This is a genomic window from Cupriavidus nantongensis (assembly GCF_001598055.1).
Classification (GTDB): domain Bacteria; phylum Pseudomonadota; class Gammaproteobacteria; order Burkholderiales; family Burkholderiaceae; genus Cupriavidus; species Cupriavidus nantongensis.
This window is the reverse complement of the sequence record NZ_CP014844.1, coordinates 1,618,083-1,634,378: the sequence shown is the minus strand read 5'-3', so window position 1 is coordinate 1,634,378 and position 16,296 is coordinate 1,618,083. Positions and strand designations below refer to the sequence as shown.

11 protein-coding genes are annotated in these 16,296 nt (G+C 68.1%); 7 read left to right on the top strand and 4 right to left on the bottom strand.

Going from position 1 to position 16,296, the window contains the following annotated elements:
- Nucleotides 1-18 precede the first annotated feature (18 nt).
- Nucleotides 19-1,692, bottom strand: a complete 1,674-nt coding sequence (gene aceF / locus A2G96_RS07555) for a dihydrolipoyllysine-residue acetyltransferase (protein WP_062798206.1) — start codon at nucleotides 1,690-1,692, stop codon at nucleotides 19-21.
- A gap of 167 nt (nucleotides 1,693-1,859) precedes the next feature.
- Nucleotides 1,860-4,547 carry a pyruvate dehydrogenase (acetyl-transferring), homodimeric type gene (gene aceE, locus A2G96_RS07550; protein ID WP_062798203.1) on the bottom strand — a complete coding sequence of 896 codons (2,688 nt, stop codon included), beginning with the start codon at nucleotides 4,545-4,547 and terminating at the stop codon, nucleotides 1,860-1,862.
- Nucleotides 4,548-4,972: 425 nt separating this feature from the next.
- Here aceE and A2G96_RS07545 point away from each other — a divergent pair, with 425 nt between their 5' ends.
- A complete protein-coding gene (locus A2G96_RS07545) occupies nucleotides 4,973-7,585 on the top strand; it encodes a PAS domain S-box protein (RefSeq protein ID WP_062798201.1) in 2,613 nt (870 codons plus the stop codon).
- 159 nt (nucleotides 7,586-7,744) lie between these two features.
- A complete protein-coding gene (locus tag A2G96_RS07540; RefSeq protein WP_012352577.1) occupies nucleotides 7,745-8,377 on the top strand; it encodes a response regulator transcription factor in 633 nt (210 codons plus the stop codon).
- 111 nt (nucleotides 8,378-8,488) lie between these two features.
- On the opposite strand, the gene A2G96_RS07535 is transcribed toward A2G96_RS07540, so the two are convergent.
- Nucleotides 8,489-9,169, bottom strand: coding sequence for a hypothetical protein (locus A2G96_RS07535; RefSeq protein WP_062798198.1), 681 nt, complete (start codon nucleotides 9,167-9,169; stop codon nucleotides 8,489-8,491).
- Between the two features lie 161 nt (nucleotides 9,170-9,330).
- On the opposite strand from A2G96_RS07535, the gene folD reads away from it, so the two are divergent.
- From folD to A2G96_RS07510, 5 genes are all read left to right on the top strand, one after another.
- Nucleotides 9,331-10,182, top strand: a complete 852-nt coding sequence (gene folD / locus A2G96_RS07530) for a bifunctional methylenetetrahydrofolate dehydrogenase/methenyltetrahydrofolate cyclohydrolase FolD (RefSeq protein ID WP_062798196.1) — start codon at nucleotides 9,331-9,333, stop codon at nucleotides 10,180-10,182.
- A 139-nt stretch (nucleotides 10,183-10,321) separates the two neighbouring features.
- Nucleotides 10,322-12,406, top strand: a complete 2,085-nt coding sequence (locus A2G96_RS07525) for a M3 family metallopeptidase (protein ID WP_062798193.1) — start codon at nucleotides 10,322-10,324, stop codon at nucleotides 12,404-12,406.
- Nucleotides 12,403-13,233: an exodeoxyribonuclease III gene (xth, locus tag A2G96_RS07520; RefSeq protein WP_174549298.1), complete on the top strand. Its 831-nt coding sequence runs from the start codon at nucleotides 12,403-12,405 to the stop codon at nucleotides 13,231-13,233. The genes A2G96_RS07525 and xth overlap by 4 nt, the downstream gene beginning before the upstream one ends.
- Before the next feature lie 109 nt (nucleotides 13,234-13,342).
- Nucleotides 13,343-13,858 (top strand): homoprotocatechuate degradation operon regulator HpaR, encoded by a 516-nt coding sequence (gene hpaR / locus A2G96_RS07515; RefSeq protein ID WP_062798191.1) that lies wholly within the window; start codon nucleotides 13,343-13,345, stop codon nucleotides 13,856-13,858.
- A 19-nt stretch (nucleotides 13,859-13,877) separates the two neighbouring features.
- Nucleotides 13,878-15,671 (top strand): SulP family inorganic anion transporter, encoded by a 1,794-nt coding sequence (locus A2G96_RS07510; RefSeq protein WP_062798189.1) that lies wholly within the window; start codon nucleotides 13,878-13,880, stop codon nucleotides 15,669-15,671.
- Between the two features lie 201 nt (nucleotides 15,672-15,872).
- On the opposite strand, the gene A2G96_RS07505 is transcribed toward A2G96_RS07510, so the two are convergent.
- Nucleotides 15,873-16,136, bottom strand: coding sequence for a DUF1488 family protein (locus A2G96_RS07505; protein WP_018006788.1), 264 nt, complete (start codon nucleotides 16,134-16,136; stop codon nucleotides 15,873-15,875).
- Between the last annotated feature and the right edge of the window lie 160 nt (nucleotides 16,137-16,296).

Below are 16,296 nucleotides of genomic sequence, written 5' to 3'. Positions count from 1 at the left end.
CGCGCGGCGCCACCCCGCTTAGAGCAGGATGCGGCGGAAGTCCGCCAGCAGTTGCGCGAAGTAGGTGTTGAAGCGCGCGGCCTCGGCACCGTCGATGACGCGGTGGTCCCACGACAGCGACAGCGGCAGCGTCAGGCGCGGCGCGAACTGCTTGCCGTCCCACACCGGCTTCATGTACGACTTGCACACGCCCATGATGGCCACTTCGGGCGCATTGATGATCGGCGTGAAGTACGTGCCGCCGATGCCGCCCAGCGACGAGATCGAGAAGCAGCCGCCCTGCATCTGGTCGGGCTTGAGCTTGCCGTCGCGCGCCAGCTTGGCCAGCTCGCTCATTTCCTGGCTGATCTCGAGCACGCCCTTCTTGTCGGCGTCCTTGATCACCGGCACCACCAGGCCGTTCGGGGTGTCGGCGGCGAAGCCGATGTTGAAGTACTTCTTCAGCACCAGATTGTCACCGTCGAGGGACGCGTTGAAGTTCGGGAACTTCTTCAGCGCCGCGACCGTGGCCTTGATCATGAACGCCAGCATGGTCACCTTGATGCCGGCCTTCTCGTTTTCCTTGTTCAGCTGCACGCGGAAGGCTTCCAGCTCGGTGATGTCCGCTTCGTCATGGTTGGTGACGTGCGGAATCATGACCCAGTTGCGATGCAGGTTGGCACCCGAGATCTTCTTGATGCGCGACAGGGCCTTGCTTTCGACCTCGCCGAAGCGGGTGAAATCGACCTTCGGCCACGGCAGCAGGCCCAGCTCGCCACCACCGGCGCCGGCCGCGGCAGCCTGGGCCGGCGCGGCGGCCTGGCCGGTCATCACGCCCTTGACGTAGTTCTGCACGTCTTCCTGGGTGATGCGGCCCTTGGGGCCGGTGCCCGGCACGCGCGCGACATCGACGCCCAGTTCGCGCGCGAACTTGCGCACCGAGGGGCTGGCGTGGGCGGCCTTGCCGGTTGCGCCGGTTGCGCCGGCGGCGGCCGGTACGGCAGCCGCGGCAGCTGGCGCCGCGGCCGGCGCAGGCGCGGCTGCCGGCGCCGGAGCTGGTGCGCTGGCAGCCGGTGCGGGCGCCGCGGCGGCAGCGGCCGGTGCGGCGGCGGCCGCGCCTTCCAGGATCAGCAGCAGCGTGCCTTCCGACACGTTGTCGCCAACCTTGACCTTGACCTCCTTGACCACGCCGCCCTGCGGCGACGGCACGTCCATGGTGGCCTTGTCCGATTCCAGCGTCACCACTGCGTCTTCCGCGCTGATGGTATCGCCCGGCTTGACGTGGACCTCGATCACGGGAACGGCGTCGTAGTCGCCGATATCGGGCACCTTGACTTCGATGGTGCCGCCAGCCGCGGCGGGAGCTGCGGCAGGCGCCGCTGCCGGTGCGGGGGCCGGAGCCGCTGCCGCAGGTGCCGGCGCGGGAGCGGGAGCGGCCGCCGGTGCAGGCGCGGGCGCGGCTGCCGCCTGGCCGGCCGGTTCCAGCATCACCAGCACCGAGCCCTCGGCCACGTTGTCGCCGACCTTGATCTTGACGTCCTTGACCACGCCGGCCTGCGGCGAGGGCACGTCCATGGTGGCCTTGTCGGACTCCAGCGTCACCAGCGCGTCTTCCGCGTTGATGCTGTCGCCGGGTTTCACATGCACTTCAATGACGGGAACGGCGTCATAGTCGCCGATATCCGGCACCTTGATTTCAATCGCTTGACTCATTCAGTGTCTCCTGAGCAGGCCGGCACGCGCGACGTCCGCAAGCGGCGAGATTACCTTCGCCGCCCGCTTCTGTCACGCCGCCGTGCCGCAAGGCGCCCTCGGGACGATGCCCGGGGCGCCCGCGGCACGGCGCTGCCGTACTGCGGGGGTGGGTGCAGGCTGCCGGATCAGACCGACATCGGGTTGGGCTTGTTCGGGTCGAGGTTGTACTTCTTGATGGCCTCGGCGACCTTGTCGCGGCCGATCGCGCCCTCGTCGGCCAGCGCCTTGAGCGCGGCCAGCGTGACCCAGTAACGGTCCACTTCGAAGAAGTGGCGCAGTTTCTCGCGCGTGTCCGAGCGGCCGAAGCCGTCGGTGCCCAGCACCACGTAGCGGCGCGGCACGTACGGACGGATCTGCTCGGCGAAGGCGCGCACGTAGTCGGTCGATGCGATCACCGGGCCGCGCGCCGACTTCAGCTTCTGCGTGACAAAGGCTTCGCGCTGGGTCTCGGCCGGATGCAGCAGGTTGTAGCGCTCGGCGGCCTGGCCGTCGCGCGCCAGCTCGGTGAAGCTGGGGCAACCCCACAGGTCGGACTCGACGCCCCAGTCCTTCTTCAGCAGCTCGGCGGCGGCGATCACCTCGCGGAAGATCGTGCCCGAGCCCAGCAGCTGCACGCGCGGCGCGTTGCTGTTCTCGACGCCCTTGCGGAACTGGTACATGCCCTTGACGATGTCCTGCTCTACGCCAGCCGGCATTTCCGGATGCTCGTAGTTCTCGTTCATCACCGTCAGGTAGTAGTAGACGTCTTCCTGCTCGGCGTACATGCGGCGCAGGCCGTCCTGCATGATCACCGCCAGCTCGTACTGGAAGGTCGGGTCGTACGAGATGCAGTTGGGAATCACGGCGTGGAACACGTGCGAATGGCCGTCTTCATGCTGCAGGCCTTCGCCGTTCAGCGTGGTGCGGCCGGCGGTGCCGCCCAGCAGGAAGCCGCGCGAGCGCATGTCGGCGGCGGCCCAGCACAGGTCGCCGATACGCTGGATGCCGAACATCGAGTAGTAGATGTAGAACGGGATCATCTGCACGCCGTGGGTCGAGTACGACGTTGCGGCGGCGATCCAGTCGCACATGGCGCCGGCTTCGTTGATGCCTTCCTGCAGCACCTGGCCAGTCTGCGATTCCTTGTAGAACATCAGCTGGTCATGGTCTTCCGGCACGTACTTCTGGCCTTCCTGGTTCCAGATGCCGACCTGGCGGAACAGGCCTTCCATGCCGAAGGTGCGCGACTCGTCCGGGACGATGGGCACCACGTGCTTGCCGATCTGCTTGTCCTTCAGCAGCGTGTTCAGGATCCGCACGAAGGCCATGGTGGTGGACACTTCGCGGCCTTCGCCGGTGGCCTTGAGCAGCGCTTCGAACGCCTTCAGCTCGGGCACCTGCAGCGCTTCGGCCTTCTGCCGGCGCGCCGGCAGGTAGCCGCCCAGGTTCATGCGCGCCTGGCGCATGTATTCCAGTTCCTTCGAGCCTTCCTCGAAGGTGATGTACGGGACCTCTTCCAGCTTGTCGTCGGCGACCGGGATGTTGAACTGGTCGCGGAACTTGCGGATCGCGTCGACCGGCATCTTCTTCTGCTGGTGCGCGACGTTCATGGCCTGGCCGGCGTCGCCCATGCCATAGCCCTTGATGGTCTTGGCCAGGATCAGCGTGGGCTGGCCCTTGTGCTCGCTGGCGGCCTTGTAGGCGGCGTAGATCTTGTGCGGGTCGTGGCCGCCGCGGTTCAGGCGCCAGATGTCCTCGTCGGACCAGTCGGCGACCATCGCCTTGAGCTCGGGCGTGTTGAAGAAGTGCTCGCGCACGTAGGCGCCGTCCTTGGCCTTCATGGTCTGGTACTCGCCGTCCACGCATTCCATCATGCGCTTCATCAGCAGGCCCTTGGTGTCGCGCGCCAGCAGCGCGTCCCACTTGCTGCCCCACACCACCTTGATCACGTTCCAGCCGGCGCCGCGGAACTCGGATTCCAGTTCCTGGATGATCTTGCCGTTGCCGCGCACCGGGCCGTCCAGGCGCTGCAGGTTGCAGTTGATCACGAACACCAGGTTGTCGAGCTTCTCGCGCCCGGCCATGCCGATCGCGCCCAGCGATTCCGGCTCGTCGGTCTCGCCGTCGCCCAGGAAGGCCCAGACCTTGCGGTCGCCGGCCTTGGCCAGGCCGCGGCTGTCCAGGTACTTCATGAAGCGGGCCTGGTAGATGGCCATGATCGGGCCCAGGCCCATCGACACCGTCGGGAACTGCCAGAAGTCCGGCATCAGCCACGGGTGCGGATACGACGAGATGCCCTTGCCGTCGACTTCCTGGCGGAAGTTATCGAGCTGGTCGGGCGTCAGGCGGCCCAGCAGGAAGGCGCGCGAGTACACGCCCGGCGCCGAGTGGCCCTGCACGAAGACCAGGTCGCCGCCGCTCTGCTCAGACGGGGCGCGCCAGAAGTGGTTGTAGCCGACGTCGTACAGCGTGGCCGCCGAGGCAAACGACGAGATATGGCCGCCGACATTGGTGTGCTTGTTGGCGCGCAGCACCATCGCCATGGCGTTCCAGCGGGTGTACGAGCGGATCCGGTGCTCGATGTCCTGGTCGCCGGGGATGCGGGCCTGCTGCTCGACCGGGATGGTGTTGATGTACTGGGTCTCGGCGTGGAACGGCTGGGTCACGCCGTTCACGCGGGCGTATTCGATCTGCTTGTCGATCAGGAAGGCGGCACGCGCCGGGCCTTCCGCGGCCAGCACGCCCTGCAGGGCGTCGAGCCATTCATGGGTTTCCTGGGGATCGGCGTCGTTGGCGCTCGAGGCGCCGAGGATCTGCTCTGGTACGGCGGACATGACTGTCTCCTGGGTGAATTCGTGGCTTCCGCGTCCGCGCTGGCAGCGCCGGACACGACTCAACGTATGACTCGCACCGACTTGCGGAGGATCGGCGCCATTGCCGCCTTGCATCGGGGCCGCCGCCGGGAAACCTGTTCCGGTTTCTCCGCGCGGCAGGCGCATGGCTACCGCCCGCATTCTTGGGTCGGACCGATTCTATGGAAGCCCAATGTCGAGCACAAGGGAAATTTTCAAATTGCGATATCGTTTTTTATAATGTGGAATTATGCGGCAGCGCACCAAGAATCACAGCGGAACCCGCATGCCGCGTGCCACCACCCGGCCGGCGCCGGCACGCGGCGCGGGGATTTCATTGGCGCTTTCCCCAAGCGACGCACCGCAATAATCTCGGTACACTGGTCGGTCAGCCGTCAATCCCTCCCATGCCGTTTTTCAACCGCCTCGACCGTCTTTTCCGCAGCCTGCGTGCCGCCATGCTTCCCTCCGATGCGTCGGGTACAGCCAAGGCCGCCGGCGGCGAGTCCGCGCATGTCCCGCATGCGCCTTCCCCGGCGGCGGGCCTGGGGCCGATCGAGGCGCTGGGTCCGGACGACGGCGTGCCGGTGGCGCCGCCGCGCGGCCTGTGGTGGCTGCGCTGGCGCAACCTGGTCGCCACCAGCTGGTTCATGTTCATCCCGCTGGTTGCCATTGTGCTCTTCACCGTGGCCGTGGGCGTGATCCTGTGGTCGCTGCACGAGACCGAACGGCAGCAGCAGCGCGACGCGCTGTACCGCGACGCGGCGTGGGCGCAGCAACGCGTGCGCCTGTCGCTGCTGAGCAACCAGGACCAGTTGGCCTCGCTCGCGCGCGACATCGCCGCCGCGCAGCTGGAGCAAGGCGCCTACCGCACCGCGGCGCAGGAAATCCTGCGCGAGAACCCCGAGATCGTCTTTATCAACTGGCTCGACGCCACCAAGCGCGGGCGCTGGTCGCTGCCATCGACCTCCGAGTTCGCCAGCCGCCTGCGCGAGAACCAGGACCAGCCGCTCGAACCCGAAGTGCTCGACACCTTCGACGCCGCGCGCGAGACCCAGCGCGTGGTCTACTCGCGCCCGCTGGTCAACGAGCGCGGCGACAGCTTCATGCTGATGGAAGTGCCGATCGTGCGCGACAACGAGTTCCTCGGCACGCTGGGCGCGCTCTATTCGATCAACGGCATCCTGACCCACCTGCTGCCGCCCGAGCTGACCGAGCGCTACCGCTTCTCGCTGATCGACAAGAACAACCAGACCCGCGCCAGCACCTCGCTGCGGCCGGTGCCGGGCAACGCGCTGTCGTACGAGGTGCTGCTCGACCCGCCGGGTCATTCGCTGTCGCTGCGCGCCGATGCCTACCCGCCGGCATCGAACCTGCCCAACAACATGCTGCTGTGGCTGGTGGTGGGGCTGTCCTGCTTCCTGCTGTGGAGCCTGTGGAGCATGTGGCGGCACACCAGCCGCCGCTCCGAGGCGCAGCGCGCGCTGCTGGCCGAGACCTCGTTCCGGCGCGCGATGGAAAACTCGATGCTGATCGGCCTGCGCGCGCTCGACCTGAACGGCCGCATCACCTATGTCAACCCGGCCTTCTGCCGCATGACCGGCTGGCAGGAGAACGACCTGGTCGGGCGCCTGCCGCCCTTCCCCTACTGGCCGCCCAACGACCAGCAGGAGATGCAGAAGCAGATCGACCTGACGCTGCAGGGCAAGTCGCCCGCCGGCGGCTACGAGATGCGCGTGATGCGCCGCGACGGCAGCAGCTTCTATGCCCGCATGTACGTGTCGCCGCTGGTCGACAGCCGCGGCCGCCATACCGGCTGGATGAGCTCGATGACGGATATCACCGAGCCCAAGCGCGCGCGCGAGGAACTGGCCGCCGCGCACGACCGCTTCACCACCGTGCTGGAAAGCCTGGACGCCGCGGTGTCGGTACTGGCCACCGACAAGGCCGAGCTGCTGTTCGCCAACCGCTACTACCGCCAGCTGTTCGGCTGGGAAGCCGAGGGCCACGTCAAGCTGGCCGGCGACGAGCTCGACAAGGACCAGGTCTCGAGCGACAACACCGACTATGTCGATGCCTATGCCGGCCTGCCGGCCTCGGAGCTGATGCCGTACGCGTCGGATGCGCGCGAGGTGTTCGTGCCCGACATGCAGAAATGGTTCGAGGTGCGCCGCCGCTATATCCAGTGGGTCGACGGCCACCTGGCGCAGATGCAGATCGCCACCGACATCACCGTGCGCAAGGCCGCCGAGGAAATGGCGCGCCAGCATGAAGAGCGCCTGCAGTTCACCAGCCGCCTGACCACCATGGGCGAGATGGCGTCGTCGCTGGCGCACGAACTGAACCAGCCGCTGGCGGCGATCAACAACTACTGCATGGGCGCGGTGGCGCGGCTGCATTCGGGGCGCAGCACGCCCGAGGACCTGATCCCGGTGCTGGAGAAGACCTCGGCGCAGGCGGTGCGGGCCGGCACCATCATCAGCCGCATCCGCGGCTTCGTGAAGCGCAGCCAGCCGCAGCGGCGCGAGGCCGCGCTGCACGACATCGTCGCCGACGCGGTGGGCCTGGCCGACCTGGAAGCCACGCGCCGCCGCGTCACCATCCTGACCCGGCTGCCGGCGCCACCGATGACGGTCTATGTCGATCCGGTGCTGATCGAGCAGGTGCTGGTGAACCTGCTCAAGAACGCGGTCGAGGCCATGGCCGGGCTGCCGGCGATGCGCGCCGGCGGCGTGGTGCGGCTGCATGCGCGGGTCGAGTCCGGCGAGATCGGCGACAACGTCCATATCGACGTGATCGACCAGGGCCCGGGCGTCGACGAGGCCACCAAGGAGCGGCTGTTCGAGCCCTTCTTCAGCACCAAGTCCGACGGCATGGGCATGGGGCTGAACATCTGCCGCTCGATCATCGAGTCGCACCAGGGCCGGCTGTGGGTCGAGAACAATGTCGACGGCATTGGCTGTACATTCAAGATCATGCTGCCGCTGCAGTCGGCGCCGGCCGAAACCATCGCCGAATAAACCGAGCCCGCGCATGCGGGCCACGCGCATGCTTGCGCATTTTCGACTGCCCGATGCCGGCCGCGCCGCTTCCCCTCCGACGTGGGGGGCCTGTCTCGCCACAGAGGGCCGCTGCCGGTTACACTTCGCAGCAATGAATTGTTGTCCCGAGGAGACTACATGACCGCAACGCCAAACCCCACGCCCCACCGCGGCGAGACCGTGTTCATCGTCGACGACGATGAGGCCATGCGCGACTCGCTGACCTGGCTGCTGGAGGGCAATGGCTATCAGGTGCGCAGCTTTACCAGCGCCGAGCAGTTCCTCGCCGCCTACGACGCCAGCCAGGTGTCCTGCCTGATCCTGGACGTGCGCATGCCCGGCATGAGCGGGCCCGAGCTGCAGGAGCGCATGCTGGCCGAGCAGATCGACATCCCGATCGTCTTCATCACCGGCCACGGCGACGTGCCGATGGCGGTGTCGACGATGAAGCGCGGCGCGATCGACTTTATCGAAAAGCCGTTCGACGAGTCCGAGCTGCGCGCGCTGGTCGAGCGCATGCTGCAGAAGGCTCGCACCGACCACTCCACCGCGCGCGAGCAGCGCGCCGCCAAGGACCTGCTGGGCAAGCTGACCACGCGCGAGCAGCAGGTGCTGGAGCGCATCGTGGCCGGCCGCCTGAACAAGCAGATCGCCGACGACCTGGGCATTTCCATCAAGACCGTGGAGGCGCACCGCGCCAACATCATGGAAAAGCTCAACGTCAATACCGTCGCCGACCTGCTGCGCCTGGCGCTGTCGCGCAACAGCTGAGCGGCCGGCGCCCGCTCCCTTGCCCGGTGTGCGGCCCCAAGGGGCCGCACCTGCGGCCCGCTGCGCCCCTTCTCCACACCCCCTTCCGCACTTCCGGGCCGCACACACCGCTCAGCGGCGGAGGTAATCCTCGTCGCGGAAGGTCACCACCCACTGTGGCCGATAGACCACAAACACGGCGACCAGCATGCCGGTAAGGAAGGCCTCGCCAAAGGCCAGGATCACGGCACCGAGCAGGGTGTCGGCAAGGCTCAGCGGCTGTCCCGGCATCATCAGGTAGCGCCAGCCCGCCTGCGCCGCGCCCGCGCCCAGCGCGGCCAGTCCGGCGGTGAAATACCCGTGCCCGAGGATGAACACGAACGGATGGCGCGGCAACAGGCGCCGCATCGCCGCCTGCAGGCCGGCCGAGAGCAGCGCCGGCAGCAGCGCCAGCCAGACATAGCGCACCCACAGCGCGACCCAGTCGAACTGGCTCCAGCCGTGCCCGGCCAGGTACTCCAACCCCAGCAGCGAGACCACGTCGGCGGCGAACAGCGACAGCAGCGCCAGCGGCAGCCCGAACAGCGTCACCATCAGCGTGGCGCCGAGCAGCTGGATCACCATGCCGCCAGCCAGCGTCGCGCGCACCGTCCACAGCAGCGCCACCAGCAGCATCGCGCCCAGCCAGGCATTCTGCAGCGCATCGCGGCGCAGCAGCCCCCAGGGCCGGCGCGTCAGCGCCCATAGCAGTCCGCACACGGACAGCAGCACCAGCAGCGGATCGGACAGTGTCGAGGCAAGCGCGGTAGGCATGCGGCCGATGCTACCAGTGCCGGGGCGGCGCGATCGCTGCCGGCGGTCAAGCTGCGTGCGACAGGCCTCGCGCAACCTTTATAATTCCGCCTTTGGCTCCGCCGCGCGCGGGCGCCGCCACCTTCTCGCCACCTTCTCGTCATCATTCCCGCCTGCCTTCCATGCCCGCCCAACTGATCGACGGCAACGCCCTTGCCAAGCAAATCCGCTCCGAAGCCGCCCAGCGCGCCGCCCGCCTGACCGAACTCGGCCACCAGCCCGGCCTGGCCGTGGTCCTGGTCGGCGAAGACCCGGCCAGCCAGGTCTACGTGCGCAACAAGGTCAAGGCCTGCGAGGACAACGGCTTCCATTCGTCGCTGGACCGCTATCCGGCCGACCTGTCCGAGGCCGACCTGCTGGCCCGCATCGACCAACTCAATCGCGATCCGCGCATCCACGGCATCCTGGTGCAGCTGCCGCTGCCCAAGCACATCGACAGCCACAAGGTGCTCGAAGCGATCGCGCCGGAAAAGGACGTCGACGGCTTCCACGTGGCCAATGCCGGCGCGCTGATGACCGGCGCGCCGCTGTTCCGCCCGTGCACCCCCTACGGCTGCATGAAGATGCTGGAATCGATCCAGTACCCGCTGCGCGGCGCGCGCGCGGTGGTGGTGGGCGCCTCCAACATCGTCGGCAAGCCGATGGCGATGCTGCTGCTGCAGGCCGGCGCCACCGTCACCATCTGCAACAGCAAGACCCGCGATATCGGCGCCCACACCCGCGACGCCGACGTGGTGGTGGCCGCGGTCGGCAAGCGCAACCTGATCACGGCCGACATGGTCAAGCCCGGCGCGGTGGTGATCGATGTCGGCATGAACCGCGATGACCACGGCAAGCTGTGCGGCGATGTCGACTTCGCCGGCGTGCGCGAAGTCGCCGGCTACATCACGCCGGTGCCGGGCGGGGTCGGGCCGATGACCATCACCATGCTGCTGATCAATACGCTGGAAGCGGCCGAGCGCGCCGCGGGCTGAGCGCGCGACTTTGAGCGCCGCTTGCCGCCGGCGCCCGATGCGCCACCCGGGGCACTGGAAAATCCACCGCCCCGGCCCCATCTGCGGGAATATCGCCTGATCAAGACCAGCCCACCGAGCAGCCAACCGAGAACACGCCATGGACCACGCCGCCAACGCTAGCAATCCGCTGCTGGACTTTTCCGACCTGCCCCGCTTTGCCGAGATCCGGCCCGAGCACATCAGCCCCGCGCTCGACGTGCTGCTGGAACGCGCGCAACAGGCCGTCGCCCGCGCCGAGGATCCCGCCACGCCCGCTGACTGGGCCAATGCCGTGCAGGCGCTGGAAGCCGCCACCGAGCCGCTGGGCCGCGCCTGGGGCGTGGTCAGCCACCTCAGCGCCGTCGCCGACACGCCCGAGCTGCGCCAGGCGCATGCCGAAAACCTGCCGCGCATGACCGAGTTCTGGTCGTCACTGGGCCAGAGCCTGGCGCTGTATGAGAAATACAAGGCGCTGGCGGCCAGCCCCGAGTTCGCCGGCATGAGCGCGGCGCGCCACCAGCTGATCGAGAACGAGCTGCGCGGCTTCCGCCTGGGCGGCGCCGAACTGCCCGAGGACAAGAAGCCGCGCTTTGCCGAGATCCAGGAACAGCAGGCCCAGCTGTCCAAGGCCTTCTCCGACCACGTGCTCGACGCCACCAACGCGTACGCGCTGGTCATCGAGGACGAGGCGCGTCTGTCCGGCCTGCCCGACGATGCCCGTGAAGCCGCCCGCCACGCCGCGGAAAAAGACGGCAAGGCCGGCTGGAAGTTCACGCTGCACTTCCCTTCCTATTTCCCGGTGCTGCAGTACGCTGACGACCGCGCGCTGCGCCAGACCCTGTACGAAGCCAACGTCACGCGCGCGTCCGAGCTCGGGCCGCAGCACGGCCAGGGCCAGGCCGACTGGGACAACACCGCCAATATGCGCGAGCAGCTGGCGCTGCGCCGCGAAGAGGCACAGATGCTGGGCTACCAGTGCTACGGCGAAGTCTCGCTGGTGCCGAAGATGGCCGAGTCGCCCGCCGAGGTGCTCAAGTTCCTCGACGAACTGGCGGTCAAGGCGCGCCCCTACGCCGAGCAGGACTGGGCCGAGCTGAAGGCCTTCGCCGCGGCCGAGCTGGGCCTGCCGGAGCTGGCACCGTGGGACGTGGCCTATGCCTCGGAGAAGCTGCGCCAGCAGCGCTATGCGTTCTCCGAACACGAGGTCAAGCAGTACTTCCCGGAAGCCAAGGTGCTCGAGGGCCTGTTCGGCGTGGTGCAGAAGCTGTTCTCGGTGCGCATCGAGCCCGAGCAGGCGCAGACCTGGCACCCGGACGCGCGCTTCTTCCGCGTCAGCACCGCCGACGGCACGCTGCTGGCCCAGTTCTACATCGACCTGTACGCGCGCGAAGGCAAGCGCGGCGGCGCGTGGATGGACGATGCGCGCGGGCGCAAGGTGCTCGAGCACGGCGGCGTGCAGACCCCGGTGGCCTACCTGACCTGCAATTTCTCGGCGCCGGTCGGCGGCAAGCCCGCGCTGTTCACGCACGATGAGGTCATCACGCTGTTCCACGAGTTCGGCCACGGCCTGCACCATATGCTGACGCAGGTGGGCGAGCTGGGCGTGTCGGGCATCAACGGCGTGGAGTGGGATGCGGTGGAGCTGCCGTCGCAGTTCATGGAGAACTTCTGCTGGGAGTACGAAGTGCTGACCGGCATGACGCAGCATGTCGACACCGGCGCGCCGCTGCCGCGCGCGCTGTTTGACCGCATGCTGGCAGCCAAGAATTTCCAGAACGGCATGATGACGCTGCGCCAGATCGTGTTCTCGTCGTTCGACATGCACCTGCATACCGACTTCGATCCGGCCGGCGCCACCTCGGTGCTGGAGCTGTCGCGCCAGATCAACGACCGCGTGCACGTGGTGCCGCAGCATCCGCTGTCGCGCTGGCCGAACACCTTCAGCCATATCTTCGCCGGCGGCTATGCCGCGGGCTATTACAGCTACAAGTGGGCCGAAGTGCTGTCGGCCGACGTCTATGCGGCGTTCGAAGAGGCCGCGCAACTGTCGGGCACGGTGCTCGACAGCGAAACCGGCGCGCGCTACCAGCGCGAGATCCTGTCGGTGGGCGGCAGCCGCCCGGCGATGGACTCGTTCGTGGCCTTCCGCGGCCGCGCGCCGCAGATCGACGCGCTGCTGCGCCACGGCGGGATGGCGGCATGAGCGCGCTGGGACTGCCGGGCCAGGGCCCGCTGCGCATTGCCAGCTGGAACGTCAATTCGCTGAAAGTACGCTTGCCGCAGGTGCTGCAGTGGCTGGCCGAGCAGGACCAGGCCGGCGCGCCGATCGACGCGCTGTGCCTGCAGGAACTGAAGCTGCCGGACGACAAGTACCCGCTGGCCGAACTGGAGAACGCCGGTTTCCACAGCATCTACACCGGCCAGAAGACCTACAACGGCGTCGCCATCCTGGCGCGCGACGCGAGCATGCCCGGCCCCGTCGACGTGGTGCGCAACATCCCCGGCTTCGAGGACGCGCAGCAGCGCGTGATCGCCGCCACCTATGGCGACCTGCGGCTGGTCTGCGCCTATTTCCCCAACGGGCAGGCGCCCGACTCGGACAAGTTCGCCTACAAGCTGCAATGGCTGGAAGCGATGACCGCATGGCTGCGCGAGGAAATGGCGCGCCACCCGCGGCTGGCGCTGCTGGGCGACTTCAATATCGCGCCCGAGGACCGCGACGTGCACGACCCGGCCAAGTGGGAAGGCCAGAACCTGGTTTCGCCGCCCGAGCGCGCCGCCTTTGCCGCGCTGCTCGAACTGGGCCTGGCCGATGCGTTCCGCAAGTTCGACCAGCCGGAGAAGGCATTCTCGTGGTGGGACTACCGCATGCTGGCGTTCCGGCGCAATGCCGGGCTGCGCATCGACCATATCCTGCTGTCGCCGGCGCTGGCCGAGCAGTGCACCGCGTGCGTGATCGACCGGGTGCCGCGCACCTGGGAGCAGCCGTCCGACCACACCCCGGTGGTGGCGACGCTGCATTGCGGCTGAGCCGGCACGGCGTGCGCGCCTGCCGGCCGCACTGGGGCATGGCGCGGGTTCAGGCAAGCCCGGGCAAGCCCCGCTCGCCGCGCCCGGCCGTGCCCGCTACACTGCGGGCATGAGCCCTCCCGCCCAGGCCATGTTTCGCCATCGCAATCTCCCCCACCTGCTGCTGCAAGCGCGCGAAGCGTTGCTGGCCGGCTTCCGGCCGATCCTGCGGCAGTTCGGCGTGACCGAGCAGCAATGGCGTGTGCTGCGCACGCTCAACGAACGCGGGCCGATGGAGCCCAACCAGCTCGCCGAGGCCTGCCTGATCCTGAGCCCCAGCCTGACCCGCATGCTGGCGGGCATGGAAGACGCCGGGCTGGTGGCACGCACGCGCTCGGCCACCGACCAGCGCCGCCAGTTGGTCAACCTGACCAGTGCCGCGCGCGACATCATCGCGCAGATGGAACCGCTGATCGACGCGCGCTACCAGCAGCTCGCGCAGCAGCTGGGGGCCGAGCGGCTGGCCGAGGTCTATCGCGCGCTCGACGCCATGCTGGCCAGCCTGGGCCCGCAGGCCGCGCCTCAATCCACTGCGCCAGCCCCCGCTGCCTTGCCGCCCTCCGGACACGGCGGCGAAGCCGGCTAGCCCGCTCCGTTTCCCGCCGATGCATTCGCCCGCTACCGCCCCCCTGCTGCCGCGCCTGTTCCCCTGGAGCCAGCGCGTCGACCCGACCACGCTGCGCGCCGACCTGGTCGCGGGGCTGCTCGGCGCCGTGCTGGTATTGCCGCAGGGCGTCGCCTTCGCCACGCTGGCCGGCCTGCCGCCGCAGTACGGCATCTACAGCGCGGTGGTGCCGTGCATCGTCGCGGCGCTGTTCGGTTCCAGCTGGCACGTCATGTCGGGGCCGACCAACGCCAATTCGCTGGCACTGTTCGCGATGCTGAGCCCGCTCGCGTTCGCCGGCAGCCCGGCCTATATCGGCCTGGCGCTGGCCGTGACCATCGTAGTCGGCGTGATGCAGCTGGCAGTGGGCACGCTGCGGCTGGGCTCGCTGGCCAACTTTATTTCGCCGTCGGTGCTGCTCGGCTTTACTTGCGGCGCGGCGACGCTGATCGGGCTGTACGCGCTGAAGGACCTGTTCGGGCTGTCGGTGCCGACCGGCACCAGCGCCTTCGGCGTGCTGCGCCACCTGTTCGAGCATGCCGATGCCATCAACTGGGACGCGGCCATGGTGGGCGCGGTCACGCTGGCGGTGACGCTGCTGTGCAAGCGGCTGTGGCGGCGCCTGCCGTTCATGCTGCTGGGCCTGCTGGCCGGCTATGGCGTGGCGCTGCTGCTGAACCAGGCCGGCGGCCACCACGTCAACGTGGTCGGGCCGATTCCATCGGCGCTGCCGCACTTCCAGGTGCCTGACGTCGACTGGCGCAAGCTGCCCGACCTGCTCGGCATCGCCGCGGCGCTGACCATCGTCGCGCTGGGCCAGTCGATCTCGATCGCCAAGGCAGTGGCATTGCGCTCGGGCCAGCATATCGATGCCAACCGCGAGTTCATCGGCCAGGGCCTGTCGAATATCGCCGGCGGCTTCTTCTCCGGCTATATCTCCTGCGGCTCGCTCAACCGCTCGGTGCCCAACTTCGAGGCCGGCGCGCGCACGCCGCTGGCGAGCGTGTTCTCGGCGCTGTGGCTGGTGGCGCTGGTCGCGGTCAGCGCGCCGCTGCTGGCGCAGATCCCGATGGCGGCGATTGCGGCGATGCTGCTGCTGGTGGCGTGGGGCCTGCTCGACATCGCGCGGCTGCGCCGCATCTTCACACTCAGCCGTACCGAGTTCGCGATCGCCATCGGCACCTTTGCCGCCACGCTGGTGATCCGGCTGGAAATGGCGGTGCTGCTCGGCACCGTGCTGTCGCTGGTGGCCTACCTGTACCGCACCTCGCGGCCCGCGGTGCGCAGCCTGGTGCCGGATGCCGACGACCCCGGCCGGCGCTTCACGCCGCTGGACGAGCTGCGCCGGCCGCAGCCGGAATGCCCGCAGCTCAAGCTGCTGCGCATGGAGGGTGCGATCTACTTCGGCGCGGTGCAATTCGTGACCGACCGCCTGCACTGGCTGCGCACCGTCAATCCCGGCCAGACCCACCTGCTGGCGATGACCAAGAGCATGAACTTCATCGACCTCGCCGGCGCGGAAATGTGGGAATACGAGCTGAGCGAGCGCCGCGCGCTCGGCGGCGACCTGTACTTCCACCGTCCGCGCACGCAGGTGCTGCAGACCTGGGCGCAGACCGGCTTTACCGGCAAGCTCGGCGCCGACCATATATTCCCGACCAAGCGGCAGGCGCTGCACACCATCATCGGTCAGCTGTCGCCGGAAGTCTGCGCCCGCTGCAGCGTGCGCATCTTCGAGGAATGCGCGTCGCGGCCGGGCGCCACGCCGGCGACGGCCGCATCCGCGCAGCCATGAGCGTAGCGCCCGCACAGGCGCGCTTCGCCACGATCACGGGGACAAACCACGGCGGCAAAAAAAGAAAAGCGGAAAGAAGCTGGGGATTGCCTGCGCCGGCGGCGCCGGCTGGCGAGCAAGGCCGGACGGCCTATGCTGTGAAGCCTGATGCCAGATGGGCGCCCGCGGCTTGCCTGGGGCTGGCCGGGGCATCCATCCGCATCAGATTGGCGCCACGTGGGCGCGCTTGACGACGATAGGCTGCGGTGCGCCCTGCTCGATCAGCACCACGGCGGCGCGTTCGATGGTTTCGCGGCCGGCGCGGAATGCTTCTTCGAGTGACAGCACCTGGTCGGCGCTGAAACCTTCCCACAGTGCTTCGCGTGTCACCACGCAAGTCACCTTCTCGCCATTGACAAGTGCCTGGAACAACAAGCCTTCGTTATTGATGTCGTAGCGCTCTTGCTCTTGGAATTTGATATCCATCGGTGCAGCCCTCCATATGCAAGTGGAGAAACATCCTAACATGGCTCCGGCAAAATCGTATGGGTAGAACCCCATGCGACAGGGTTCATTCGGAAGACCATCGCGACCGCCGTTCGGTTCCGTCGGGCACCCCCTTCGCACGCGGGGCACGTTCGCGCGG

Bases quoted from the DNA above. Each gene is read 5' to 3' on its own strand.
- A2G96_RS07535 (WP_062798198.1), bottom strand. From the start codon at position 9,169: ATGCCTACCGCGCTTGCCTCGACACTGTCCGATCCGCTGCTGGTGCTG.
- A2G96_RS07525 (WP_062798193.1), top strand. From the start codon at position 10,322: ATGGACCACGCCGCCAACGCTAGCAATCCGCTGCTGGACTTTTCCGAC.
- folD (WP_062798196.1), top strand. From the start codon at position 9,331: ATGCCCGCCCAACTGATCGACGGCAACGCCCTTGCCAAGCAAATCCGC.
- A2G96_RS07505 (WP_018006788.1), bottom strand. From the start codon at position 16,136: ATGGATATCAAATTCCAAGAGCAAGAGCGCTACGACATCAATAACGAA.
- aceF (WP_062798206.1), bottom strand. From the start codon at position 1,692: ATGAGTCAAGCGATTGAAATCAAGGTGCCGGATATCGGCGACTATGAC.
- A2G96_RS07545 (WP_062798201.1), top strand. From the start codon at position 4,973: ATGCCGTTTTTCAACCGCCTCGACCGTCTTTTCCGCAGCCTGCGTGCC.
- aceE (WP_062798203.1), bottom strand. From the start codon at position 4,547: ATGTCCGCCGTACCAGAGCAGATCCTCGGCGCCTCGAGCGCCAACGAC.
- A2G96_RS07510 (WP_062798189.1), top strand. From the start codon at position 13,878: ATGCATTCGCCCGCTACCGCCCCCCTGCTGCCGCGCCTGTTCCCCTGG.
- A2G96_RS07540 (WP_012352577.1), top strand. From the start codon at position 7,745: ATGACCGCAACGCCAAACCCCACGCCCCACCGCGGCGAGACCGTGTTC.
- hpaR (WP_062798191.1), top strand. From the start codon at position 13,343: ATGAGCCCTCCCGCCCAGGCCATGTTTCGCCATCGCAATCTCCCCCAC.
- xth (WP_174549298.1), top strand. From the start codon at position 12,403: ATGAGCGCGCTGGGACTGCCGGGCCAGGGCCCGCTGCGCATTGCCAGC.